Raw genomic sequence first — 25,328 nt, 5'->3', positions numbered from 1 at the left:
ATCATTAGGTTTATACATTTTAGTTTTTTTAATTAGGAGAAAAATTGGCATAACATAAATTTGATTTTTATAACGACTGATTGTAAAGAGAAAAAGAAAGCAATCGGAAGTTTTATTTTAATAAAAGAGGAGCGTATTTCCTATGATCGGTATTTTAAAAAAGGTATTTGATGTCAACCAACGCCAAATTAAACGTATGCAGAAGACAGTGGAGCAAATTGATGCATTAGAATCATCTATTAAGCCGCTAACTGATGAACAATTAAAAGGAAAGACGATTGAATTTAAAGAACGTCTAACAAAAGGTGAGACAGTAGATGATCTACTTCCTGAAGCTTTTGCGGTTGTTCGTGAAGCAGCAAATCGTGTTCTTGGAATGCGTCCATATGGCGTACAGCTAATGGGTGGTATCGCCTTACATGAAGGAAATATCTCTGAGATGAAAACAGGTGAAGGTAAAACGTTAACATCTACTTTACCTGTATATTTAAACGCATTAACAGGAAAAGGTGTTCACGTTGTTACAGTCAATGAATACTTAGCACAACGTGATGCAAGTGAAATGGGACAACTTCATGAGTTCCTTGGCCTAACTGTAGGGATTAACTTAAATAGTATGTCACGTGAAGAGAAAAAAGCCGCTTATGCTGCTGATATTACGTATAGCACAAATAACGAGCTTGGATTCGATTACTTACGTGACAACATGGTGTTATATAGAGAGCAGTGCGTTCAGCGTCCACTTAATTTTGCTATCATCGATGAAGTCGATTCCATTTTAGTCGATGAAGCGCGTACGCCGCTTATTATTTCTGGACAAGCTCAAAAATCAACAGAGCTATACATGTTTGCAAATGCATTCGTTCGTACATTAGAAAATGAAAAAGAATATTCATTTGATGTGAAAACGAAAAATGTAATGTTAACTGAAGATGGTATTACGAAAGCAGAGAAAGCTTTTCATATTGAAAACTTATTTGATTTAAAACATGTAGCACTTCTTCACCATATTAATCAGGGGCTTCGTGCACACGTTGTTATGCACCTTGATACAGATTATGTTGTACAAGAAGGCGAAATCGTAATCGTAGACCAATTCACTGGTCGTCTTATGAAAGGTCGTCGTTATAGCGAAGGTTTACACCAAGCTATTGAAGCAAAAGAAGGCGTAGAAATTCAAAATGAAAGTATGACGCTTGCAACAATTACGTTCCAGAACTACTTCCGTATGTACGAAAAATTATCTGGTATGACTGGTACAGCGAAAACGGAAGAAGAAGAATTCCGTAGTATTTACAATATGAATGTTATCGTAATTCCGACGAATCAAGATATTATTCGTGATGACCGTGCTGATTTAATCTTCAAATCAATGGAAGGTAAATTCAATGCAGTTGTTGAGGATATTGTAAATCGTCATAAGCAAGGGCAACCTATTCTTGTTGGTACAGTTGCAATTGAAACATCAGAGCTTATTTCAAAAATGTTAACACGTAAAGGTGTACGTCATAATATCTTAAACGCAAAAAACCATGCGCGTGAAGCAGATATCATTGCAGAAGCTGGTATGAAAGGCACTGTAACAATTGCGACGAATATGGCTGGTCGTGGTACGGATATTAAGTTAGGCGACGATATTAGAAACGTTGGCCTAGCAGTTATCGGTACAGAGCGTCACGAAAGTCGTCGTATTGATAATCAGTTACGTGGTCGTTCTGGTCGTCAAGGAGACCCTGGTGTAACACAGTTCTACTTATCAATGGAAGATGAACTAATGCGCCGCTTCGGTTCTGACAATATGAAAGCGATGATGGATCGCCTTGGTATGGATGACTCACAGCCAATCGAAAGTAAAATGGTTTCTCGTGCGGTAGAATCTGCGCAAAAACGTGTGGAAGGAAATAACTATGATGCACGTAAACAGCTATTGCAATACGACGATGTACTTCGTCAACAACGTGAAGTAATTTATAAACAGCGTCAAGAAGTAATGGATTCAGAGAACTTACGCAGCATTATTGAAGGTATGATGAAATCTACGATAGAACGTGCTGTTGCACTTCATACGCAAGAAGAAATCGAAGAAGATTGGAGCATTAAAGGTCTTGTCGATTACTTAAATACAAACCTTCTTGAAGAAGGAGATGTAAAAGAAGAAGAGTTACGTCGCCTTGCTCCAGAAGAAATGAGCGAATCAATTATCGCGAAATTGTTAGAGCGTTATAACGAAAGAGAGAAGCTTCTACCTGAAGAGCAGACGCGTGAATTCGAAAAGGTTGTTGTATTCCGTGTTGTAGATACGAAATGGACAGATCATATCGATGCAATGGATCACCTTCGTGAAGGTATTCATTTACGTGCTTACGGACAAATCGATCCACTTCGTGAATACCAAATGGAAGGATTCGCAATGTTCGAGTCGATGATCGCTTCTATTGAAGAGGAAATCTCTCGTTACATTATGAAAGCTGAAATTGAGCAAAACTTAGAGCGTCAAGAAGTTGTTCAAGGTGAAGCTGTTCATCCATCAAGCGATGGCGAAGACGCGAAGAAAAAACCGGTTGTAAAAGGTGACCAAATGGGACGCAACGATTTATGTAAATGCGGTAGTGGCAAGAAATATAAAAACTGTTGTGGCATTGGGCAGTAATAGGGAACTGTAGTTTAGGCTGCTTTGCAAACTTTTACATCAAAAATGTATAATGAAAAGGTTTAAACTCTCTCCGTAATAAGTGGAGAGAGTTTCCCTTGTTTTCATATGGAAGTAACAGCAATTACATAGAGGTGAAGGAAATGGAATTAGTAGAAATTAGGCAAGAATTAGAAAAAATGGCTAAGAGATTATCGGCTTTTAGGGGGTCTCTTTGACCTCCCTACTAAGGAAAAACAAATTGCAGAATTAGAAGAAACGATGATGGGCGCTGGATTTTGGGATGACCAACAAGGCGCACAAGCTGTAATTAATGAAGCGAATGCGCTGAAAGATATGGTTGGAAGGTTCCGTCAGTTAGATGAGACGTTCGAAAACTTAGAAATGACGCATGACCTACTTAAAGAAGAGTATGATGAAGATTTACATGAGGAATTAGAATCTGAAGTGAAAACTTTAATTCAAGAAATGAATGAGTACGAGCTTCAGCTACTATTAAGCGATCCTTATGATAAAAATAACGCTATTTTAGAATTACACCCAGGTGCAGGTGGAACAGAGTCACAAGACTGGGGTTCTATGTTATTACGTATGTACACACGCTGGGCTGAGAAACGTGGGTTTAAAGTAGAAACGGTTGACTACTTACCGGGCGATGAAGCTGGTATTAAGAGTGTTACATTATTAATTAAAGGTCATAACGCTTACGGTTACTTGAAAGCGGAGAAAGGTGTACATCGTCTTGTACGTATTTCACCGTTCGATTCTTCAGGTCGTCGTCATACATCGTTCGTATCTTGTGAAGTTGTACCTGAATTCAATGATGAAGTTGAAATTGAAGTGCGTACAGAAGATTTGAAAATAGATACGTATCGTGCAAGTGGTGCAGGCGGACAGCATGTTAATACGACAGATTCAGCAGTTCGTATAACGCATCTACCAACAAATACGGTTGTAACATGTCAGTCAGAGCGTTCTCAAATTAAAAACCGTGAACATGCGATGAAAATGCTGAAAGCGAAATTATATCAAAAGAAATTAGAAGAACAACAAGCACAATTAGATGAGATTCGCGGAGAGCAAAAAGAAATTGGATGGGGCAGCCAAATCCGTTCTTACGTATTCCACCCGTATTCTCTTGTGAAAGACCATCGTACAAATACAGAAGTTGGTAACGTACAAGCAGTTATGGATGGGGAAATTAATCCGTTTATTGATGCGTATTTACGTTCTCGTATTTAATAAGAGAAAAAGCCAACAGAATTGTTGGCACATGTTGAGGTCCAAGAGGATATAAAGAGGCTTATCTTATTTATATTGATGAAATAAAGAGGAAGAGAAGTTGGAGGCGACAACTTCTCTTTTTGATGAGATTACATGTAGAATACAATGCCGTATATTGTTTTGTAAAAAGTAGAGAATAGTAAAACAGAGCGGTAATAGAGTAGGGCTTTATATAGGGATTCTCATTTTTGGTTTGGAGAAAAAGGCTCTTTATAGAACTTTTTAAGGTGTTCACAGAATTGAAACAATTTATGAAAGCTTATTTTATTAGGCTTCTCACTATATTTGTGAAAAATATGAAATATACCTTAGTTTTTCTATATAAAGATAATGCTTATAATGAATATTGAATGTGTTATGAAAACTATTGCCTAGTTATGAATGAAAAGAATATCAACAATGGGGAGCGATAGAAGTGAAAAAGAAATTGTTGGCTATTACGCTGGGGACATCAGTCGTTTTTGCTTTAGGAGCATGTGGAAATAAAGAAGAGAGTAAACCATCAAAACAATCTGCAAGCACAGATAGCGCAGAACAAATTTACCAAAAAAGTTGTATAGGTTGTCACGCTAAAGATTTATCAGGAGCAACGGGACCAGATTTACGAAAAGTAGGACAGAAATACGACGCAGCAGATATTGAAAAGGTTATTGAAAAAGGTCGCGGTTCAATGTCACCAGGAATTATTCAAGGTGAAGATGCGAAAAAAGTAGCTGAATGGTTAGCGGAGCATAAATAAGAAACGTAATTAATAAACGAGCTGATTGTATAACTTGACCGAAAAGTGCTTCGAGTTAAGTAATTACAGGAGCTCGTTTACCTTTTGTTGGGATGTAACATAACTGTAACAAAATTGTATCCGAACTGGAAACCGATTGATGTTACAATGGGGTTTGTAGAATTTTGATGAAATATATTACATAGAGTAGCGTTGCTAATAAAAAGCATGTATGGAAGCTACCTTCAACAAGAATGGTCGAGCGAAAATAAAGGTTTTTCTTTTATTTTCAAATGTACAGAAAAGTATTTCGAAAAAAATCATTAAGTATTGGGTGATAAATAATGATAAAAATGACGAATGTTTATAAGGAGTACCCAAATGGTATGAAAGCCATTGCTGGTCTCACAGTTAACATTAAACAAGGTGAATTCGTATACGTAGTTGGACCGAGTGGAGCCGGAAAATCTACATTTATTAAAATGATGTATCGTGAAGAGAAGCCATCTACAGGATCAATTAATGTAAATGGACTTGTAATTGAAACATTAGCAGAAAGAGATGTTCCATATTTCCGTCGTCAATTAGGCGTAATTTTCCAAGATTTTAAATTGCTACCTAAATTAACGGTATATGAGAATGTTGCGTTTGCTTTAGAAGTAATTGAAGAAGAACGAGATGCGATTCGTGAACGTGTTACAGAAGTGTTAGGTCTTGTAGGTCTAGATGATCGTGCAGATGCACTTCCAGGCGAACTTTCAGGCGGAGAGCAACAACGTGTGGCGATTGCAAGAGCGATTGTAAATAGACCAAAGGTTGTAATTGCTGATGAGCCAACAGGTAACTTAGATATTGAAACAGCGCTTGATATTATGAGTATTTTTAAACGTATTAATGAGCGTGGTACAACGATTGTTATGGCGACACATAACGCAGATATCGTAAATACAATTCGTCATCGTGTAATTGCAATTGAAGGCGGAAGAATTGTTCGAGACGAGATTGAGGGAGGATACGGATATGAAGGCTAAAACCCTTAGTCGACATTTGCGAGAAGGTGTGAAAAATCTATCCCGTAACGGATGGATGACATTTGCTTCTGTAAGTGCAGTAACAGTTACGTTATTACTTGTAGGTGTCTTTTTGGCAGCGATTATGAATATGAACCATTTTGCGACGAAAGTAGAGCAAGATGTAGAAATTCGTGTGCATGTTGATCCGGCAGCAAAAGAAGCTGATCAAAAGAAATTAGAAGAAGATATGAGTAAAATTGCGAAAGTAGATTCTATTAAATATTCTTCTAAAGAAGAAGAGTTGAAACGTTTAATTAAAAGCTTAGGCGATAGTGGAAAAACGTTCGAGTTATTTGAGCAAGATAATCCACTGAAAGATGTATTTGTTGTAAAGGCGAAAGAACCAACAGATACAGCGGCGATTGCGAAAAAGGTTGAGAAAATGCAGTTTGTAAGTAATGTTCAATACGGTAAAGGTCAAGTTGAAAAATTATTTGATACTGTAAAAACTGGTCGTAACATCGGGATTGCGTTAATTGCTGGTCTTCTATTCACAGCGATGTTCTTAATCTCTAACACAATTAAAATTACAATTTATGCTCGTAGTACTGAGATTGAAATTATGAAACTTGTTGGTGCAACAAACTGGTTTATTCGTTGGCCGTTCTTGTTAGAGGGATTATTCCTAGGAGTATTAGGATCAATTATTCCAATTGGCCTAATTTTAGTTATATATAATTCATTGCAAGGTGTGTTTAATGAAAAACTTGGCGGAACAATTTTCGAGCTTCTACCATACAACCCATTCGTATTCCAATTAGCTGGTTTATTAATGTTAATCGGTGCATTAATCGGTATGTGGGGAAGTGTAATGTCAATTCGTCGCTTCTTAAAAGTATAAAAAGTTGCAAACATAATTCGTACAAGCTTATCATATAGTAGAAATAGGTAAAGGCATCACACATCGTGTGATGCCTTTTGCTACACCACCTGTGTGTTCTGGAAAGGGGAATTCCGCATTGAAACGTAGAGTTGCAATTATTGGAATGGTTGTTGCATTTTTAATTGGTGCTGGCGGGATGTTTGGTGGTATGTACTGGCTTGGGATAAACCCAGCGTATGTAACGCAAACAGTATCGAATGGTAATGCTGGCACAGCACAAGGGAATTTGGCAAAGATTAATGAGGCGTATGCACTAATTGATTCACGTTATGTGGAAGACGTGAAAGACGACAAGTTAGTCGAAGGTGCGATACAAGGAATGTTGTCTACGCTGAAGGACCCTTATTCCACGTATATGGATAAAGAAACGGCAAAACAGTTTAGTCAGTCACTAGATCCTGAACTTGAAGGGATTGGAGCTGAAGTAAACAAGACGGACGGTAAGCTTATTATCGTATCGCCAATTAAAGGTTCACCAGCAGAAAAGATAGGAATTAAACCGAATGACCAAATTTTATCTGTAGATGGAAATAGTGTGAAAGATTTATCACGTGAAGAAGCAGTATTAAAAATTCGTGGTAAAAAAGGAACGACTGTTGCAATTGAAATTAAGCGCGCAGGAGTGGCTGATCCGATAGAATTTAAAATTAAGCGAGAAAAGATTCCGATTTTCACTGTATTTAGTTCCGTAAAGCAAGAGAGCGGAAAAGACATCGGTTATATGCAAATTACTTCTTTTGCTGAAAATACTGCGAAAGAATTTAAGGATCAGTTAAAAGAGTTAGAGAAGAAGCATATAACAGGCTTAGTTATTGACGTACGTGGCAATCCTGGTGGCTATTTAAATAGTGTAGAAGACATACTAGGAGACATCATGACAGATAAAAAGCCAATGCTACAAGTAGAACAGCGAAATGGTGAGAAGAAGAAATTCTCTACGGAACTGAAAGAAAGAAAGCCATATCCAATTTCAGTATTAATTGATAATGGAAGTGCTTCTGCTTCAGAGATTTTAGCGGGTGCGCTGAAAGAGGGAGAAGGATACGATTTAATTGGTGAAAAAACGTTTGGTAAAGGTACTGTCCAACAAGCTGTTCCATTTAAAGATGGTAGCAATATTAAATTAACAATGTTTAAATGGTTAACACCAGATGGCAATTGGATTCATAAAAAAGGAATCGCGCCAACTGTAGAAGTGAAGCAACCAGATTATTATCATGCGACACCAATTCAAATTGAAAAGACACTTTCATACAATTCAAATGATGTACAAGTAAAACATGCGCAAGAAATGCTTAAGAGCTTAGGCTATGTACCAGGACGTGAAGATGGGTACTTTAGCAAAGAGACAGAATCAGCACTAAAAGCATTCCAAAATGCGAATGAGATGGAAGCAACAGGACAACTCGATAAAAAGACAGCTGAAGCGCTTCAAACTAAAATTATTGAAAAAATCCGTTCTGGAGAAAATGATTTACAATTACAGACGGCATTGAAATTAATAGCGAAATAAGAAAGAATACAGGCACTTTGATGCCTGTATTTTTTATGTGTTAAACAAACATTTCTTTAGTTATGATAAGATAAAAAGAAAAAATGATATAAATGGTGGTGAATGAATTCGTGGAGGCATGGCTTTTTGAAATACTACGAGCAGTTGGACGTTTTTTCTTACACCCTGCTGTCTATGTATTTTTAATTAGTAGTATCTTCGTTGGATACTTACGTATATTACGAGAACGAAAAGATTTTTCTTTTAAAGTATATGATATTTGGTTTGAACTACGAACAACTCTATTTGCAGGTATTGGGTACGGATTAATCGTATCTATTATTACGATTGGACTCGGGCTAGTTGTTTCAAAAGCGAGTTTATGGGCAATTTTACTTTGGACGTTATTATTTGGATTAACTGCTATGTATCGATATTTATCTGTAGCTTATACTTTTGGAATCGCTATTGCACTCGTGTTGTTATCGTCTAAGATGCCAGTTTCCTTCTTACAGCTTGGAGAAGGTGAAGAGGGTACGATTGTATCCCTTGCTATTTTACTAGGCGTTATGCTCGTTGTAGAGGGGTTATTAATCTCTAAAAATGCGGTTCGCTATTCTACGCCAAAAATTAACAAAGGTAAGCGTGGGCTACGAATTGGACTACATGAATCAAATCGTTTATGGCTTGTACCAGTATTTATTCTTATACCAGGAGATGCGGTGACAGGATTTATTTCTTGGTGGCCTGTCGTTTCAATAGGTTCGACTACATACTCTTTATTCCTCGTACCATTTTTAATTGGGTTTATGAGAAAAGTTAGAAGTTATGAGCCGACGGAAGCTTTATTATTTACAGGAAGACGTGTCTATGGATTAGCAGGGCTTGTACTCGTTTTAGGTATCGCAAGTTATTGGTGGCACGTACTCGCAATTATCGCGATGGGAGTCGCAATGCTTGGACGCTTTACAATCTCGATGCAAGAGAAAATTGCAGACGAGAAAAGACCAGCATACTTTGCCGCACGTAATGATGGACTTGTTGTGTTAGATACAATTCCGAATACAATTGGGGCAGAGATGAATTTAAAGCCTGGAGAAGTTATTACGAAAGTAAATGGAATCATTCCAAGAAGTACCGAAGAGTTTTATGACGCGCTTCAAACGAAGACGACAGGGGCGTTTTGTAAATTAGAAGTAGTAGATACAAATGGTGAGCTTCGTCTTGCTCAAACGGCATTATACGCCGGGGGACATCATGAATTAGGTGTTGTATTTGTTCAGCAAGAGCACGAGTGGGATTCGGAAGCTATATAAAATAAAATGGAAACCTTCATCAAATATAGATGAAGGTTTTTTTAGTTTCATAGACGGATAACTTGAATAATTATTTGATAATGGTTATCATTTAGAGAGTCTTTTAATTTGGAAAAGGGAGGAAAGATATGCTACGTAAATTTTTTTCTTACTATAAACCGTACAAAGGTTTATTCGTACTCGATTTTTCCTGTGCAGTTATCGCAGGTTTACTCGAACTTGGTTTCCCGCTTATCGTAAATCAATTTATTGATAAGTTATTACCAGGACAAAACTGGACGCTTATTTTATGGGCTTGTTTCGGCTTGTTCGTAGTTTATGTGTTAAATGCAGGTTTGCAATATGTTGTTACATATTGGGGACATATGCTTGGGGTTAACATTGAAACAGATATGAGGCAGAAATTATTTGATCACATTCAAAAGCTATCATTCAGATTTTTTGATAATAATAAAACAGGTCATTTAATTTCACGTCTTACAAACGATTTAATGGAAATTGGGGAAATTGCTCACCATGGACCAGAAGATTTATTCATTGCCATTATGACTTTAGTTGGAGCATTTTCATTTATGATGATGATTAACTGGAAGTTAGCACTTCTAACATTCTTCGTAATCCCGTTCTTATTATGGTTGGCACTTTACTTCAATAAAAAAATGACAGGTACGTTTAGACGTTTATTCTCAGACGTTGCTGATTTCAATGCATGTATCGAGAACAATGTAGGTGGTATCCGCGTTGTACAAGCATTCGGAAATGAAAAGTTTGAGCAAGAGCAATTTGCTGTAAATAATGCTCGTTTCCGTACAACAAAATTAATGGCGTATAAAATTATGGCGTTAAATTCATCGATTAGTTATATGCTGATGCGTCTTGTAACACTCTTTGTATTAATATGTGGTACATGGTTTGTTCTGCAAGGTGAATTAACGTACGGTGGATTTATTGGATTCGTTTTATTAACGAATATTTTCTTCCGCCCAATTGAAAAAATTAATGCGGTTATTGAAAGTTATCCGAAAGGAATCGCTGGTTTTAGAAGATATGTAGAACTTCTGGAAACAGAGCCGGATATTGTAGATTCTAAAGATGCAATAGAAGTTAAACATGTACACGGCGATATTCAATACAATAACATCACGTTCGGATATGAAAATAAAGAGCCGATTTTAAACGATATTAGTTTGAAAATACATGCAGGTGAAACAGTTGCTTTCGTTGGACCATCAGGGGCAGGGAAAACAACACTATGTAGTTTATTACCTCGTTTTTATGAACAATCATCTGGATCAATTCAAATTGATGGCATTGACACCAAAGAGATGACGTTATCGTCACTTCGTAAGCAAATCGGAATTGTACAGCAAGATGTTTTCTTATTCTCAGGAACAATTCGTGAAAATATCGCTTACGGAAACTTAAAAGCTTCAGAATCTGAAATTTGGCAGGCGGTAAAACGTGCTCAGCTAGAGGACTTAATTTACTCGCAACCAGACGGTTTAGATACTGTTATCGGTGAGCGTGGTGTGAAACTTTCAGGAGGACAAAAGCAGCGCTTAGCAATTGCCCGTATGTTCTTGAAGAACCCGCCAATTTTAATTTTAGATGAAGCAACTTCTGCGCTAGATACAGAGACAGAACTTGCTATCCAAAAATCACTTGCAGAACTATCTGTTGGCCGTACAACATTAGTTATCGCTCACAGGCTCGCAACTATTAAAAATGCAGATCGCATCGTCGTTGTAAATAAAGACGGTATTGCAGAACAAGGTTCACATGAGGAACTAATCAAACGAGGCGAGGGTTACAGCCGATTGTATGAGGCGCAGTTTAGTTCGTAAATATAATTTCTGCTGAATTAGTGCACCATAAGTAAGTGGAAATCTTATATGGGAGGCTATAAAGCATGATTGTAACAACAACTTCTACAATTCAAGGGAAAGAAATTATTGAGTATATCGATATCGTTAATGGCGAAGCAATCATGGGTGCGAATATCGTGCGTGACCTTTTCGCTTCTGTCCGTGACGTTGTCGGTGGTCGCGCAGGCGCCTACGAAAGTAAATTAAAAGAAGCGCGCGACATTGCAATGGAAGAGATGAAAACTCTCGCAAGACAAAAAAATGCGAACGCCATTGTTGGTATCGACGTGGACTACGAAGTAGTTCGCGAAGGAATGCTAATGGTTGCGGTGAGTGGGACTGCTGTCCGTATATAAAGTGAAAAGCCGTGCTGGTGCACGGCTTTTTGTTGTTATTGTGTCTAACATGATAGGTAGGGTGATATTCTATGTCGAAGCCTCGATATTTCTTGGGAAATGTGGAAGGTCCCGTCGATATATGGGGAAGACATTAGAGTGCTTCTTTACACTGCCGAATTCGAACTAATAATTTTTCGTATTCTTGTTCGAGAAATGTGATGTCATCATGCTGATTTGGGATAGAAATCCGGCTGATGATTTCTGTTAATTTTGTTTGTAATCGTAATAATTCTTGTTCAGTAACGTTTACAGAAGCTTGGGTGGTTCTTTTTGTGTATTGCTCGTAATTGCCGTGGAATATTCTTGGTTCGCTCTCATCTACTTGTAGAATATGGTTTGCAACAGAACGAATAAAGGCACGGTCATGGCTAATGAAAAGTATTGTACCAGGATACTCCTGTAACATGCTTTCTAATTCTTCTTGCGTTGCCAAGTCTAAATAGCTTGTCGGTTCGTCGAGCAGAAGCATATTATAGTTTCCTAAAAATACTTTTGCGAGTGCAACCTTCATGCGTTCTCCACCACTTAAGATGTGCACAGGTTTATGAACATCTTCACGGCGGAATAGGAGCCGTGCAAGTATTGTTCGAACGAACGATTCTGTATAGTTTGTTTCTTCTAGAACGTTTTCTAAAATTGTTTTATCTGTTTTTAAAATAGATAATGTTTGTTCAAAGTATCCAATTTTACAACTTTTCGAAAGCTGAATGCCACGCTCGTTCGTGAGAAGCATTTTGAACAAAGTTGTTTTTCCACTTCCGTTTTCCCCTAAAATAGCAAGCTTTGCCCCAGGGACAATTGTTCCATTCATATTTTTAAATAATGTGCGATCCCCTATTTTCTTCGTTGTTTTATTAAACTGAACAACTGCTTTACTATGAATTGGTGTGTGGTATTGTACGTCAAACTGAGCTTGAGAAAAGTCTTTCGGTTTTTCTTTCTGTTCCAACTTTTCAAGGCGTGTTTCTAGTGCTTTCGCTACTTTGCTAACATTTTCTTGCCCATGAGCCCCGCTGCACTTATAAAGTTTAGATTCAGATGAACTGAACCGTGTTGGGATTTTTGTCATGCTAGAAGCACGTTGCTTTCTTTGTGAAATTGACTGTTCTAACCGATTTTTTTCTTGTATATATTGATCATATTCTGCTTGCTTTTGTATTCGCTCACGTTCTTTTTGCTTTCGATAGTTTGAATAATTACCTTTATATTCTTGAATAGTACCGTCTTCAACTTCGATGATTTTTGTACATATGGCATCTAAAAGATCACGATCATGCGATATTAAAACAAGTGCACCTTTATAAAATAACAGTGCCTTTTCTAATTGCTCTGTACCGAACATATCTAAGTGACTTGTTGGCTCATCAGCAAATAGAATGCCTGCATCTTGTTCGAGGGCATGGGCGATCTTTAGGCGCATTCGTTCACCGCCGCTCATTGAATTTGCGACGTTTGAAATATTCCATTTGCCCTTAGCGAGGGAGGAAGTGGTTTCCGGTATCCCCTCGCTAAGCTGTGGGATAATGGCGATAGAACTATGATGAGTTACTGTGCCTTTGTCAGCTTCTATTTCTTTACTTAATATTTGTAATAACGTAGATTTTCCAGCTCCGTTGACTCCGACAATCCCTATACGATCGTTTGCTTGAATTTCTAGTGATGGTAACGTAAATATGGTGCGATCACCAAAGCTCTTTTCGATATTACGTGCGATTAAAATAGTCATAAAAAAACCTCCCTAGTTTCACTAGAGAGGATAAATGTCGCCCTTCAATGTAAAAATCGTACATAAATAAACGATTTTTTACATGATCGTATCGAAAGAAAGTATCGACAAATGGACAGACTAATCCTCTGCTAGTTTTCATCATTTTTGTTCACTATTTGTGATGGATGAAATAAATAAGAGAATTAGAACTTCATTGGTCAAAGTACCTTCCTTTCATAATATTATTTTTATTGTATGCGCATACAAATGGATTTGTCAAACTTATTTCTGTGTGCTATTTTTGAATTTATTATTATACAATTGTGCTTTTACCAGCGCCTCAGCATCGTTCTTGATTTCATCCAGTCCATTCGCATCCCCAATAATATACCCTTCAAATGATGAACCAACAAAATCAAAGATATATTGAAACTGGGCGATAAGCGGCAATGCTTTCAGTTTTGGACTGTCTCCGCCAACGATGACAACGTACATTTTTTTGCCTTTCATTTTTTCTTTGAAATGAAGAGATTTATTACGCAAGCTTTGTGACCAGCGATCAACGAAGTTCTTCATGTGGCCGCTCATTCCGTACCAGTATAGCGGTGTAGCGAAGATAATCGTGTCGTGCTCTAGCATGCGTTTGGTTAACTGCTCGTAGTCATCATTTACAGGTTGAAATCCTTCTACATCATGGCGCTGATCTATGATTGGGTGGACGATATGATCACCCAAGTAAATTTGTTCTGTTTCAATCCCATCAATCACCATATGTGTTAAAGCTTCCGTATTTCCGTTTTGTCTTGAACTGCCATGTATAACAAACATGTAATCATCCCTTTTCTTTTGCTTGTTTTAGGAGTGAAACGTGTTTTTGTAAATTCGTTTGAATGTTGGAAAGTAATGTGATTTGCTTCGTTACCTCACTGAGTTTGTCTTCGTAAAGTGCAAGGATACTGCTGCACGGATTTTCGTATAGGTGTGGTTCTATTTCGAGGCAGCGCAACATTCGTGCTGTCTCTTCTAAATTCAAGCCAATTTGTAAGTACATTTGAATAAGCTCTACTTTTTCAATGGCACTTTTATCGAAATCACGATAGCCGTTTGTGAGGCGTTTCGAAGGGAGTAATCCCTTTTCTTCATAATGTCTTAGTGCCCTTTCGCTAACCCCAGTTTCTTTTGATAACTCTCCAATTCGCAATGCGTTTCACTCCTTTTACATGTATTGTAAACCTTCACACTAATGTGAAGGTCAACTCTGTTTTTTCGCAAAAGAATCTACGTGTTTTAAAAAGACTTGAATAGCTTTAGACGGGATAAAATATTTGCCGCGCACGATGGAGAATGGACGGATTAGCTCTTCGTTCGGAACAGGGATGTGGAATAGTTCTTTTGCTAATAGTTCTTTTCGAACAGTCCAATCTGAAAGGATAGCGATGCCAAGACCGGCTGCAACGGCTTCCTTCACGCTTTGAATACTGCTAAATGTAAAGAAGCGCTTCATTTTTAAATGATGTTGGTGTATAAAGCGATCGCTATAGGCGCGTGTGCCAGAGCCGCTCTCCCTTAATACCCAGACTTGGTCTTGCAATGTATTTTCGTTAATCCCCTCAATATGGAGCAATGGGTGGTTTGGCGGGACGACGAGTTTCATTTCATCTTGCATAAAAGTTTCAACATCTACGTCAGCGTATACGACTTGGCCTTCCACTAAGCCGATATCAATTTGATTAGAGCGGAGGCTTTGCAAAACTTCTTCCGTATTGGAGATAAATGTATGAACTTCGACGTGTGCATTTTCATTGGCAAAGCGCGCAAGTATTTTTGGAAGTAAGTATTCGCCAATTGTAAAGCTAGCGCCGATGCGAAGTGTCCCTGTTACGACGTTATGCAGCGCATTAATTTCTTGTTTCGCATCTTCATAAAGTGAGAGCATCTGCTTTGCGTGTATGTATAATATGTTTCCAGCTTCCGTAACTTGGACGTGCTTTGGGGAGCGCTGAATAAGTGTAGTCCCAAATTCATTTTCCAGGTTGCGAATGTGCATACTAACGCCAGGTTGTGAAAGGTTTAATAGTTCCGCAGCACGCGAAAAATGTTTTTGTTCAACGACAGTAACAAAGATCTTTAAAATGTCGACGTTCATTTGTTAGGCCCCTTTATTTTTGCTTTTATTTTATCATAAGTATTTCTGATGATATGGATTCAATATTGATATTAAACTTATTATTAAAACTCTCTTATAATGTAACTAGAAAGAACATGCATGTTCCAATACGATTATTGGGGTGGTATAAAGTGGAACAAACACTTGTTATACAAAAGAAGAAGGGCTTTGGATTTTCGCAAGGTATTGGGATTACGTTATTAATCGCAATCGCCGCGAAATATTTAGCAGAGCTTCCATTTTTAAATATTATGGGACAATTAGTAATCGCTATTCTAATCGGGATGGTTTGGCGCGCCGCAATCGGGATTCCTCAAGAAGCGATAGTGGGAACGAACTTTGCGAGTAAGAAGTTGCTTCGCTTTGGGATCATTTTACTTGGAATGCGGTTAAATCTTGTAGATATTGCGAAGGCGGGGCCGAAAGTATTGGTCATCGCAGCGGTTGTTATTACATTTACAATTTTCGTTGTATATGGACTAACGAAAGTATTTAAAGTAGAACAGAAACTTGGAATTTTAACAGCATGTGGGACGGCAATTTGCGGAGCTGCAGCGGTCGTGGCAATTGCACCGCAAGTGAAAGCGAAAGATGAAGAAACAGCAGTCGGGGCAGCGATTATTGCAATTTTAGGTACAATATTTACACTTATTTATACGCTATTATACCCAGTGCTTGGCTTCTCACCCTACGGTTACGGGGTGTTCTCAGGTGCGACGCTGCACGAAATTGCTCACGTTATCGCGGCTGCAGCGCCAGGAGGTAGCACGGCTGTAGATATCGCGGTTATTGTGAAGTTAACGCGCGTAGCGATGCTTGTGCCAGTAGCGATTTTAATTGGATTATGGTTTGGTAAGAGCGAGGAAAGTAAGGAAAAAAGATCGTGGCGCGACCTTCCGATTCCTTGGTTCATCTTCGGATTTTTAGCAATGAGTGCGGTGCATTCGATTGGGATTATCCCAGAAGTTGTTGCCGGATATATTGTAGTAATTGCGTACATGCTTATTGCAATGGCAATGGCAGGGCTAGGTTTAAATGTAGAGTTTAAAACGTTCCGCAAATTAGGAAGTAGGGCATTCGTGGCAGGGCTAATTGGCTCGGTTTGCCTTTCGGTACTTGGGTACGTTCTTGTATATGCGTTAGGATTTATGTAGTAAGACGAAGAAGCTGTCCCAAAAGTATTTTGGGACAGCTTCTTTCTTATGCCTATAGTGCTACGGATGTCGATATTTGTCGGTAAGTCGATATATTTAAAAAATCGCCGATATAAATGGAGTTGCGCTGATATATTTGGAAAATCGCCGATATAATTTAAGTTGCGCTGATATATTTAAAAAATCGCTGATATAAATTTAATTCCTGTCTTACTGTGTTAGAGAAGGTGTTCAGTGAAATGTTTTTCTAAAATTTATAAAGATATCTTTACTTTCGAAGGTGGAGCCTATGGGTGTGAAAAATAAGATTAAAGAATTACGAAAACAACATCATATAACGCAAATTGAAATGGCAAAGGCGATGCAAGTGACGCGGCAGACAATCGTGGCGATTGAGAACCATCACTATAACCCGAGTCTAGAGTTATCCCTAAAAATCGCCAAATATTTTGAGATGAAGGTAGAGGAAATATTTACGCTGGAGTAGGGGAGAGAAAATGAACGATACTAAAAAGTTGTATATCGCTCCGGTCTTAGGATTATGTGGAGGGGACGTTTTAGTTCGTATTATGGACCCATCCATACCGATGTTATCACTAATAGTTAGTAACATTTTAGCAATTGTATTTTTGACGGCGTATGTGTATTACAAAAAGCGTAAGTACAAAAAAGAAGAACTTCCAGATATAGATGAGCGAGTAAATGAAAATATAAAAAAGTATGTAAATGTCTCATTTATATTCGCGTTTATTTTACTTATAGTTTATATTGTTGCGAGCAAAGGAATAGGAAGGGCTGTTATACCGATTCCAGAAATATTAACTGTATGTAGTTTCTTATTTGTTGGTAGTCTCATCATAGGAGTAATGGCGGGGAAACGAGCATAGCGATAGGAGGAATGAAAATGCAAGATGAGTTTGAGAGATTTCAATCTGACAAAGCGTTTAAATATGTAGGGTTATTTTTCGTGGTAAGTTTAGCAATATGGAGTTTGTACAATTTAATTGTTTATGGGACTGCTGGTATGCCGTTTGTTTTATTTGTACTCGGGCAGTTTGTTTATTTCGTTGTGAATTATTGGCCGAAATGGAAATATAGAAATAGTAAAGAGGCTGATCGTGTATGAGTAAACATGATGTTATAAAGTTTATCGGTAGCTTATTGTTAGCAGGTTTGATTTTGAATATGAGTTTAATAATTTTAAGTATTTCGTGGGAAGTAATTTTTATATCGAATGTCGCATTAGTTATTTTATACGGAATTTCGGAATATAGAGAACAGAAGCGTTTGAAAGAAGAGGGCGTACCGTTGATTGATGAGAGAGTTGTGAACAAGATGAAGTCGTATTTTGCGATTTGTATTACAAGCTTCGTTTTCTTGTTCATTATGTATCTTTCTGTAAATAAGTATTTAGATAGACAAATCGTGGATGTAAATGAATTATTATATATAGTTATTTTTGGACTGTTAATTAGCATGGCATCGACGAGTGTGTTAGCAACAAGGGAAATCAAATAAATATATAAAGGGGAAACGGGATGGGATTAGCGGTATTATGTGTTGCGACGGCTATATTTGCACTTTTGTGGGGGATGCAAAACTTCTCGCGCAATCCAGTTCCAAGTGTATGCATTATGATTGGTGCTGTAGGTTTATCATACTATTTATTAATGTTAGCGCATTACCATAAAACAGCAACCAGTGTTGTTGTAGGGGCAATTATTTTATCTTGTGGACGTGCTATACAAAAGGGTTTTCTTCCATAAAAGCTGTTTATACAAAAGGTATAGACAGCTTTTTGTATTTTTTTACAAACTATTTGAAAGTTACGTTACGTCACCTTTTATAATGAAGGAGAAGAGGTGATGGAGTTGATTTCAATTCAAGAACTAACGAGGGAAACAGGGGTTACAGTAAGGACGTTACGTTATTATGATCAAATCGATTTATTAAAGCCGAGTGGGAAAACTGATGGGGGGCATCGGTTATATAGCGAGAGAGATGTTGTTCGTTTGCAGCAAATTTTATTTTTAAAAGAAATGGGTTTTTCATTAAAAGAGATTACGAATATGTTAGTAAAAGGTGAATTTAACTTAAAAGACTCGCTTGAAAAGCAACTTAGATTTGTACAGGAAGAACAAAAGAAATTCAATCGAATGGAACGTATTTTACAGGCGGTTGTTTATTCAGTAGACGTCGAAGGAGAACTGGATTGGAAAGTTATGTTTGAACTCATTCAGCTTTCGAAACAGTCTCCACGTATACGTGAAATATTCCAAAATGAAGTTTTTTCTCAGGAAGAACAAAAGTTGCTTCATAATTTGCCAAACATGAGTGAAGAAGATCCGAATGTTTTAGAGTGGATAGATTTATTAAAGCAACTACGTAACTTTATGAAAGACGGTAAGGAAGCATCATGTGATGAGGTACAAGGCGCAACAAAGGAATTAATGCAGAAGTGTTTAGAGATGGCAAATGGTGATGAAGCATTTTTAGATAAATTGTGGGAAGTAAGAAAGTCAAAAGAAGATTCACAGAAAATGAGTATGTATCCAATTGAAGAAGAGCTTCTATTATATATGGATGAGGCTTTTCGTATATATGACGAAAGGGAGAGGGATAAATGAGTATACTCGCAGAATATCGTTGGTATTTTTTAATTGGGGCAGAGATTGTATTTTGGTTATCAGCTATTGGATTCTTTTTACTAAGGTATGGATTTCGCTTGAAAAAGGCGAGTTTTATTATGGGGATTGTGCTACTCGTAAATGAAGTGTTTATTTTAACTTTAGGAGTAGTGGACTATTATCAAACAGGGAAGTTCTCTAATTTTCAAATCATTACTGTAATTATATTATTGTATGCTGTGTTTTACGGGAAAAAGGATTTGAAGAAGCTAGATATATATGTACAAAAACTAGTTGCGAAGTGGCGAAATGAACCGGCGCCTATTATCGAAGAACCACTTGAAGTAACAGGTAGGGCGCATGCGAAGCAGGAAATGAAAAATTGGGTTTTACATCTTATGTTGTTTGTTGCTGTTCATATATTCTTTTTCTTCATGTATGGGCTTATTCCAGTAGAACAGTGGGGAAATTGGTTAGAGTCAGGAATCGTTTTAAATAAAGCTGCAAGCCGTGTAAGCCAAGTATGGGCTATTATTCTTTTAGCGGATACTGTAATTTCATTTTCATATGTGATTTTTCCGAAGAAGGAGAAAGGGAAAGAAAAGCTACTTTCATAGAGGAAAGTAGCTTTTTGCAAATTTAGTATAGGTTTCTTTTTTGGGGTATACAAATAGTTTGTGTGGGAGAGGATGACAGTAGGAAAAAAGAGATAGTTGTAAAAGGATTGTTAAAGAGACATGTGAGGTAGATATTGCTTATAGGCTAGTAGAGTATATGAACGAGGAAAGGCGTAATGGATATGATTTGTTACATGTCCCTTTAAAATAAAATTTGTAAAGGAAGGAAGTACTTACTCCTTCCTTTTTCTATATATAACTTGTCGAAAACTTTACCGAATATCTGTTCGTTTTTTTAGGTTTTTTATGGGCATTCGTGGTAAAATAATAATACAGATTTTTATGAGGAGGTCGGTTTTTAGTTGGAACATCCATTTGAAATTATCTCAGAGTATTCCCCGCAAGGTGATCAGCCGGGAGCGATAGAGAAGCTTGTAGAGGGAATTAATAGTGGAAAGAAAAAGCAAGTGTTGCTTGGAGCGACAGGAACGGGTAAGACATTTACGATTTCAAATGTCATTAAAGAGGTGCAGAAGCCAACACTTGTAATGGCTCATAATAAAACGTTAGCAGGACAGTTATATAGTGAGCTGAAAGATTTCTTTCCTAACAATTCTGTGGAGTATTTTGTTAGTTATTACGATTATTATCAGCCGGAAGCGTACGTTCCACATACGGATACGTTTATTGAAAAAGATGCGCAAATTAACGATGAAATTGATAAATTACGCCACTCGGCAACGTCTTCCTTATTTGAACGAGATGATGTTATTATCGTTGCGAGTGTGTCATGCATATACGGTTTAGGTTCTCCGGAAGAATACCGCGAGTTAGTTGTTTCACTTCGAGTTGGTATGGAAAAGGACCGTAATCAATTACTTCGTGAACTTGTTGATGTACAGTATGGACGTAATGATATTGATTTCAAGCGTGGTACATTCCGTGTGCGCGGAGATGTAGTTGAGATCTTTCCGGCATCACTTGACGAACACTGTATTCGAATTGAATTTTTCGGTGATGAAATCGATCGTATTCGAGAAGTAAATGCATTAACAGGTGAAGTATTAGCAGAACGTGATCATGTGGCAATCTTCCCGGCATCTCACTTCGTTACACGTGAAGAAAAGCTGAAGGTCGCTATTGAAAATATCGAAAAGGAATTAGAAGAGCGTTTAAAAGAATTAAATGATAACGGTAAGTTGTTAGAGGCGCAGCGCATAGAACAGCGAACGCGTTATGATTTAGAAATGATGCGCGAGATGGGCTTTTGTTCAGGAATCGAAAACTATTCCCGTCATTTAACACTTCGTCCAGCAGGTTCAACACCGTATACGCTTTTAGATTATTTTCCAGAGGATTTCTTAATTGTTATGGATGAGTCGCATGTGTCGGTTCCGCAAGTAAGAGCGATGTATAACGGGGACCAAGCACGTAAGCAAGTGCTTGTTGATCATGGATTCCGTCTGCCATCAGCTTTAGATAATAGACCGCTCACGTTTGATGAGTTTGAAGAGAAAACGAATCAAGTTATTTACGTTTCGGCAACGCCAGGACCGTACGAGTTAGAGCAGTCACCGAAAGCAATAGAACAAATTATTCGTCCAACAGGGCTTTTAGATCCACCAATTGATATACGACCAATTGAAGGACAAATAGATGATTTATTAGGAGAAATCCATGACCAGATTGCGAAAAATGAACGTGTATTAATTACGACTTTAACGAAAAAAATGTCAGAGGATTTAACAGATTACTTAAAAGATGTAGGAATTAAAGTGAACTATCTTCACTCTGAAATTAAAACGTTAGAACGTATTGAAATTATTCGTGACCTTCGCCTTGGTAAGTTTGATGTACTTGTCGGTATTAACTTATTACGAGAAGGATTAGATATTCCGGAAGTATCACTTGTAGCTATTTTAGATGCTGATAAGGAAGGATTCCTACGTTCAGAGCGTTCATTAATACAAACAATTGGTCGTGCGGCACGTAATGAACACGGCCGCGTTATTATGTACGCAGATCGCATAACGAGATCAATGGGAATTGCGATTGAAGAAACGCAGCGTCGTCGTAGTATACAAGAAGCTTACAATAAAGAGCATGGTATTACGCCGAAGACGATTCAAAAAGGAGTACGTGACGTTATTCGTGCGACAACAGCAGCTGAGGATACGGAAACATATGAAGTAACACCAGCTAAGAAGATGACGAAAAAAGAACGTGAAAATACAATTGCGAAGATGGAAGCAGAGATGAAAGAAGCAGCAAAGGCGTTAGATTTCGAGCGTGCAGCTGAATTAAGAGATTTACTATTAGAATTAAAAGCGGAAGGGTGAAAAGAGTGAGTAAAGATTTTATTGTTGTAAAAGGTGCTAGAGCGCATAATTTAAAAAATATTGACGTAACCATTCCGAGAAATCAGCTTGTTGTTGTGACGGGATTGTCTGGTTCAGGAAAATCATCGTTAGCATTCGATACGATTTATGCAGAAGGGCAGCGCAGATACGTGGAATCTTTATCCGCGTATGCGCGCCAGTTTTTAGGACAAATGGATAAGCCGGATGTTGATACGATTGAAGGTTTATCTCCAGCGATTTCAATTGATCAAAAAACGACGAGTCGTAATCCACGTTCAACAGTTGGAACGGTAACAGAGATTTATGATTATTTACGTTTATTATTCGCACGAATTGGTACGCCGATTTGTCCGAATCATGGAATTGAAATTACATCACAAACAGTGGAACAGATGGTAGACCGTGTTCTTGAATATCCTGAACGTACGAAGTTGCAAGTGCTAGCGCCTATCGTGTCAGGGCGTAAAGGTGCGCATGCGAAAGTATTAGAAGATATTAAGAAGCAAGGTTATGTTCGTGTGCGCGTTGATGGAGAGATGCTGGATGTATCTGAAGAGATTACGTTAGATAAAAATAAGAAGCATTCAATTGAAGTTGTTATTGACCGTATTGTTGTGAAAGAAGGAATTGCAAGCCGACTTGCAGATTCACTAGAAAGTGCTTTAAAGCTTGGCGGGGGCCGAGTTTTAATCGATGTAATGGGAGAGGAAGAACTTCTATTTAGTGAACATCATGCTTGTCCACATTGTGGTTTTTCAATCGGAGAATTAGAGCCGCGTATGTTCTCGTTTAATAGTCCGTTCGGCGCGTGTCCTTCTTGTGATGGACTTGGCTCAAAGCTCGAGGTAGATTTAGAACTTGTTATTCCGAACTGGGATGTATCATTAAATGAACATGCGATTGCTCCTTGGGAACCGACAAGTTCACAATATTACCCGCAATTATTAAAATCTGTGTGTAATCATTACGGCATCGATATGGATATGCCGGTGAAAGATATACCGAAGGATTTATTTGATAAAGTGTTGTACGGAAGCGGGGAAGAGAAGGTTTATTTCCGCTATGTGAATGAATTTGGTCAAGTGAAAGAAAATGAGATTTTATTTGAAGGTGTTATTCCGAATATCGAGCGTCGTTATCGTGAGACGAGTTCGGATTATGTTCGTGAGCAAATGGAGAAGTATATGGCAGAGCAAGCTTGTCCGAAGTGTAAAGGTGGACGCTTAAAGCCTGAGAGTTTAGCTGTTTTCGTTGGTGATAAAACGATTGCCGATGTAACGAAATATTCTGTTCAAGAAGTACAGGAATTCTTCTCGACTGTTGAGCTAACTGAGAAACAACAGAAAATTGCTCATTTAATTTTAAGAGAAGTTCAGGAGCGCGTTGGGTTCTTAGTGAACGTCGGTTTAGATTATTTAACGTTAAGTCGTGCCGCAGGAACTCTATCAGGTGGTGAGGCGCAGCGTATTCGTTTAGCGACACAAATTGGTTCTCGTCTTACGGGTGTACTTTACATTCTTGATGAGCCTTCTATCGGTTTGCATCAGCGTGATAATGATCGTCTTATTCGCACATTACAGGAAATGCGTGACTTAGGAAATACGTTAATTGTTGTTGAGCATGATGAAGATACGATGATGGCTGCCGATTATTTACTTGATATCGGACCAGGGGCTGGTATTCACGGTGGAGAAGTTGTATCAGCGGGTACACCAGCTGAAGTTATGCAAGACGATAATTCATTAACAGGGAAATATTTAAGCGGTAAAGAGTTTATTCCGGTACCACTTGAAAGACGTAAAGGTGACGGACGTAAAGTGGAGATTATCGGTGCGAAAGAAAATAACTTAAAGAATGCGAAGATGTCATTCCCTCTAGGAACATTTGTAGCAGTAACAGGCGTATCTGGCTCTGGAAAAAGTACGATGATTAATGAAGTGCTATATAAATCGTTAGCTCAAAAGTTATATAAGGCGAAAGCGAAGCCAGGGTCTCATAAAGAAATTAAAGGTCTTGAGCAGTTAGATAAAGTTATTGATATTGATCAATCACCAATCGGGCGTACACCACGTTCCAACCCAGCAACATATACAGGTGTATTCGATGATATTCGTGATGTATTTGCACAAACGAATGAAGCGAAAGTGCGTGGATATCAAAAAGGACGTTTCAGCTTTAACGTAAAAGGCGGCCGTTGTGAAGCGTGTCGTGGTGATGGAATTATTAAAATTGAAATGCATTTCTTACCAGATGTGTATGTTCCGTGTGAAGTTTGTCACGGTAAACGTTACAACCGTGAAACGTTAGAAGTGAAATATAAAGATAAGAATATTTCTGAAGTGTTAGGGATGACAATTGAAGATGGGGTAGAGTTCTTTGCTAATATCCCGAAAATTAAGCGTAAACTTCAAACGCTTGTAGATGTAGGGCTTGGTTATATGAAATTAGGGCAACCAGCTACGACGTTATCAGGTGGTGAGGCGCAGCGTGTGAAATTAGCTTCTGAATTACATCGTCGTTCTACAGGGCGTACGTTATACATTTTAGATGAGCCAACGACTGGCCTACATGCCCATGATATTGCACGTCTTCTAGAAGTGTTGCAGCGTCTTGTTGAAAGCGGCGAGACAGTTCTTGTAATTGAGCATAATTTAGATGTTATTAAAACAGCTGATTATATCATTGATCTTGGACCAGAAGGCGGAGACAAAGGCGGACACATCGTTGCTTCTGGAACGCCAGAACAAGTAGTGAAAGAAGAACGCTCGTATACAGGTAAGTATTTAAAAGAGATTTTAGATCGTGATAAAGCAAGAATGAAAGAGAAAATAAAAGAAGTAGAGTTATCACAATAAGTGTATTACTAAAAACCGAGTGGGAATGACACTCGGTTTTTATTTCACTAAGGAAAACTGGTAAGAGTGTTAGTAGGTATACAAGCGTGGATAATAGAATAAGCTGATATAAGTATTTGTATGTTGCTTGCGTTTATTGTCTATTAGCGTATGATGAAATA

General features: G+C 38.0%; 23 protein-coding genes. 19 read left to right on the top strand and 4 right to left on the bottom strand.

What is annotated here, in order from left to right; genetic code table 11:
* Positions 1-142: 142 nt before the first annotated feature.
* From secA to MKX77_RS25130, 9 genes are all read left to right on the top strand, one after another.
* Entirely contained in the window at positions 143-2,650 is a 2,508-nt protein-coding gene (gene secA / locus MKX77_RS25170; protein ID WP_215554720.1) for a preprotein translocase subunit SecA, read from the top strand.
* 143 nt (positions 2,651-2,793) lie between these two features.
* A protein-coding gene (gene prfB / locus MKX77_RS25165; protein WP_215554719.1) for a peptide chain release factor 2 occupies positions 2,794-3,892 on the top strand; the annotation gives its coding sequence in 2 pieces (ribosomal slippage) (positions 2,794-2,865 and positions 2,867-3,892; 1,098 coding nt in all).
* A 457-nt stretch (positions 3,893-4,349) separates the two neighbouring features.
* Complete coding sequence (gene cccB, locus MKX77_RS25160) at positions 4,350-4,673, top strand: cytochrome c551 (RefSeq protein WP_215554718.1); 324 nt, start codon at positions 4,350-4,352, stop codon at positions 4,671-4,673.
* A 323-nt stretch (positions 4,674-4,996) separates the two neighbouring features.
* Entirely contained in the window at positions 4,997-5,683 is a 687-nt protein-coding gene (ftsE, locus tag MKX77_RS25155) for a cell division ATP-binding protein FtsE (protein ID WP_088079716.1), read from the top strand.
* Positions 5,673-6,566 (top strand): permease-like cell division protein FtsX, encoded by an 894-nt coding sequence (gene ftsX / locus MKX77_RS25150; protein WP_215554717.1) that lies wholly within the window; start codon positions 5,673-5,675, stop codon positions 6,564-6,566. Before ftsE ends, ftsX begins: the two co-directional genes overlap by 11 nt.
* A 118-nt stretch (positions 6,567-6,684) precedes the next feature.
* On the top strand, positions 6,685-8,121 hold the full coding sequence (locus MKX77_RS25145; protein WP_087947307.1) for a S41 family peptidase: 1,437 nt from the start codon (positions 6,685-6,687) through the stop codon (positions 8,119-8,121).
* A gap of 110 nt (positions 8,122-8,231) precedes the next feature.
* A complete protein-coding gene (locus tag MKX77_RS25140; RefSeq protein WP_172798714.1) occupies positions 8,232-9,416 on the top strand; it encodes a PDZ domain-containing protein in 1,185 nt (394 codons plus the stop codon).
* A gap of 128 nt (positions 9,417-9,544) precedes the next feature.
* Positions 9,545-11,260, top strand: coding sequence for an ABC transporter ATP-binding protein (locus MKX77_RS25135; RefSeq protein ID WP_341308090.1), 1,716 nt, complete (start codon positions 9,545-9,547; stop codon positions 11,258-11,260).
* A gap of 65 nt (positions 11,261-11,325) precedes the next feature.
* Positions 11,326-11,637, top strand: coding sequence for a heavy metal-binding domain-containing protein (locus MKX77_RS25130; protein WP_002068307.1), 312 nt, complete (start codon positions 11,326-11,328; stop codon positions 11,635-11,637).
* Between the two features lie 133 nt (positions 11,638-11,770).
* On the opposite strand, the gene abc-f is transcribed toward MKX77_RS25130, so the two are convergent.
* The 4 genes from abc-f to MKX77_RS25110 form a co-directional block, all read right to left on the bottom strand.
* Entirely contained in the window at positions 11,771-13,405 is a 1,635-nt protein-coding gene (gene abc-f / locus MKX77_RS25125) for a ribosomal protection-like ABC-F family protein (protein WP_341308089.1), read from the bottom strand.
* A 264-nt stretch (positions 13,406-13,669) separates the two neighbouring features.
* The gene (locus MKX77_RS25120) at positions 13,670-14,215 is read right to left on the bottom strand and encodes a flavodoxin family protein (RefSeq protein WP_341308088.1); all 546 of its coding nucleotides are present in this window, start codon (positions 14,213-14,215) and stop codon (positions 13,670-13,672) included.
* A gap of 4 nt (positions 14,216-14,219) precedes the next feature.
* Positions 14,220-14,588: a MerR family transcriptional regulator gene (locus MKX77_RS25115; RefSeq protein ID WP_341308087.1), complete on the bottom strand. Its 369-nt coding sequence runs from the start codon at positions 14,586-14,588 to the stop codon at positions 14,220-14,222.
* A 51-nt stretch (positions 14,589-14,639) separates the two neighbouring features.
* Complete coding sequence (locus tag MKX77_RS25110) at positions 14,640-15,533, bottom strand: LysR family transcriptional regulator (protein ID WP_341308086.1); 894 nt, start codon at positions 15,531-15,533, stop codon at positions 14,640-14,642.
* Between the two features lie 152 nt (positions 15,534-15,685).
* Between MKX77_RS25110 and MKX77_RS25105 the strand changes: the two genes are divergently transcribed.
* The 10 genes from MKX77_RS25105 to uvrA all read left to right on the top strand — a co-directional run bounded on the left by MKX77_RS25105 (position 15,686) and on the right by uvrA (position 25,167).
* The gene (locus MKX77_RS25105; protein WP_002068312.1) at positions 15,686-16,708 is read left to right on the top strand and encodes a YeiH family protein; all 1,023 of its coding nucleotides are present in this window, start codon (positions 15,686-15,688) and stop codon (positions 16,706-16,708) included.
* Positions 16,709-16,997: 289 nt separating this feature from the next.
* The gene (locus MKX77_RS25100; protein ID WP_002068313.1) at positions 16,998-17,195 is read left to right on the top strand and encodes a helix-turn-helix transcriptional regulator; all 198 of its coding nucleotides are present in this window, start codon (positions 16,998-17,000) and stop codon (positions 17,193-17,195) included.
* Between the two features lie 10 nt (positions 17,196-17,205).
* Positions 17,206-17,595 carry a hypothetical protein gene (locus tag MKX77_RS25095; RefSeq protein WP_341308085.1) on the top strand — a complete coding sequence of 130 codons (390 nt, stop codon included), beginning with the start codon at positions 17,206-17,208 and terminating at the stop codon, positions 17,593-17,595.
* Between the two features lie 17 nt (positions 17,596-17,612).
* Positions 17,613-17,834 carry a hypothetical protein gene (locus tag MKX77_RS25090; protein ID WP_341308084.1) on the top strand — a complete coding sequence of 74 codons (222 nt, stop codon included), beginning with the start codon at positions 17,613-17,615 and terminating at the stop codon, positions 17,832-17,834.
* Positions 17,831-18,226 carry an ATPase gene (locus MKX77_RS25085; RefSeq protein WP_215554708.1) on the top strand — a complete coding sequence of 132 codons (396 nt, stop codon included), beginning with the start codon at positions 17,831-17,833 and terminating at the stop codon, positions 18,224-18,226. The genes MKX77_RS25090 and MKX77_RS25085 overlap by 4 nt, the downstream gene beginning before the upstream one ends.
* 20 nt (positions 18,227-18,246) lie before the next feature.
* The gene (locus MKX77_RS25080; RefSeq protein WP_215554707.1) at positions 18,247-18,474 is read left to right on the top strand and encodes a hypothetical protein; all 228 of its coding nucleotides are present in this window, start codon (positions 18,247-18,249) and stop codon (positions 18,472-18,474) included.
* 99 nt (positions 18,475-18,573) lie between these two features.
* On the top strand, positions 18,574-19,335 hold the full coding sequence (locus MKX77_RS25075; protein ID WP_341308083.1) for a MerR family transcriptional regulator: 762 nt from the start codon (positions 18,574-18,576) through the stop codon (positions 19,333-19,335).
* The gene (locus tag MKX77_RS25070) at positions 19,332-19,952 is read left to right on the top strand and encodes a hypothetical protein (protein WP_341308082.1); all 621 of its coding nucleotides are present in this window, start codon (positions 19,332-19,334) and stop codon (positions 19,950-19,952) included. Before MKX77_RS25075 ends, MKX77_RS25070 begins: the two co-directional genes overlap by 4 nt.
* 362 nt (positions 19,953-20,314) lie before the next feature.
* Positions 20,315-22,291, top strand: coding sequence for an excinuclease ABC subunit B (gene uvrB, locus MKX77_RS25065; RefSeq protein ID WP_078173395.1), 1,977 nt, complete (start codon positions 20,315-20,317; stop codon positions 22,289-22,291).
* 5 nt (positions 22,292-22,296) lie between these two features.
* Positions 22,297-25,167, top strand: coding sequence for an excinuclease ABC subunit UvrA (uvrA, locus tag MKX77_RS25060; RefSeq protein WP_215554704.1), 2,871 nt, complete (start codon positions 22,297-22,299; stop codon positions 25,165-25,167).
* Positions 25,168-25,328: the final 161 nt, after the last annotated feature.

Origin of the sequence: Bacillus sp. FSL R9-9410, from assembly GCF_038050385.1 — a bacterium.
Lineage (GTDB): Bacteria > Bacillota > Bacilli > Bacillales > Bacillaceae_G > Bacillus_A > Bacillus_A cereus_U.
This window is presented reverse-complemented; position numbering and strand designations above follow the sequence as displayed.

Coding starts and splice junctions, on each gene's coding strand:
- MKX77_RS25075 (WP_341308083.1), top strand. CDS start 18,574: ATGGAGTTGATTTCAATTCAAGAACTAACGAGGGAAACAGGGGTTACA.
- MKX77_RS25080 (WP_215554707.1), top strand. CDS start 18,247: ATGGGATTAGCGGTATTATGTGTTGCGACGGCTATATTTGCACTTTTG.
- abc-f (WP_341308089.1), bottom strand. CDS start 13,405: ATGACTATTTTAATCGCACGTAATATCGAAAAGAGCTTTGGTGATCGC.
- MKX77_RS25135 (WP_341308090.1), top strand. CDS start 9,545: ATGCTACGTAAATTTTTTTCTTACTATAAACCGTACAAAGGTTTATTC.
- MKX77_RS25085 (WP_215554708.1), top strand. CDS start 17,831: ATGAGTAAACATGATGTTATAAAGTTTATCGGTAGCTTATTGTTAGCA.
- ftsE (WP_088079716.1), top strand. CDS start 4,997: ATGATAAAAATGACGAATGTTTATAAGGAGTACCCAAATGGTATGAAA.
- MKX77_RS25100 (WP_002068313.1), top strand. CDS start 16,998: ATGGGTGTGAAAAATAAGATTAAAGAATTACGAAAACAACATCATATA.
- ftsX (WP_215554717.1), top strand. CDS start 5,673: ATGAAGGCTAAAACCCTTAGTCGACATTTGCGAGAAGGTGTGAAAAAT.
- MKX77_RS25130 (WP_002068307.1), top strand. CDS start 11,326: ATGATTGTAACAACAACTTCTACAATTCAAGGGAAAGAAATTATTGAG.
- MKX77_RS25095 (WP_341308085.1), top strand. CDS start 17,206: ATGAACGATACTAAAAAGTTGTATATCGCTCCGGTCTTAGGATTATGT.
- MKX77_RS25070 (WP_341308082.1), top strand. CDS start 19,332: ATGAGTATACTCGCAGAATATCGTTGGTATTTTTTAATTGGGGCAGAG.
- MKX77_RS25120 (WP_341308088.1), bottom strand. CDS start 14,215: ATGTTTGTTATACATGGCAGTTCAAGACAAAACGGAAATACGGAAGCT.
- secA (WP_215554720.1), top strand. CDS start 143: ATGATCGGTATTTTAAAAAAGGTATTTGATGTCAACCAACGCCAAATT.
- MKX77_RS25110 (WP_341308086.1), bottom strand. CDS start 15,533: ATGAACGTCGACATTTTAAAGATCTTTGTTACTGTCGTTGAACAAAAA.
- MKX77_RS25090 (WP_341308084.1), top strand. CDS start 17,613: ATGCAAGATGAGTTTGAGAGATTTCAATCTGACAAAGCGTTTAAATAT.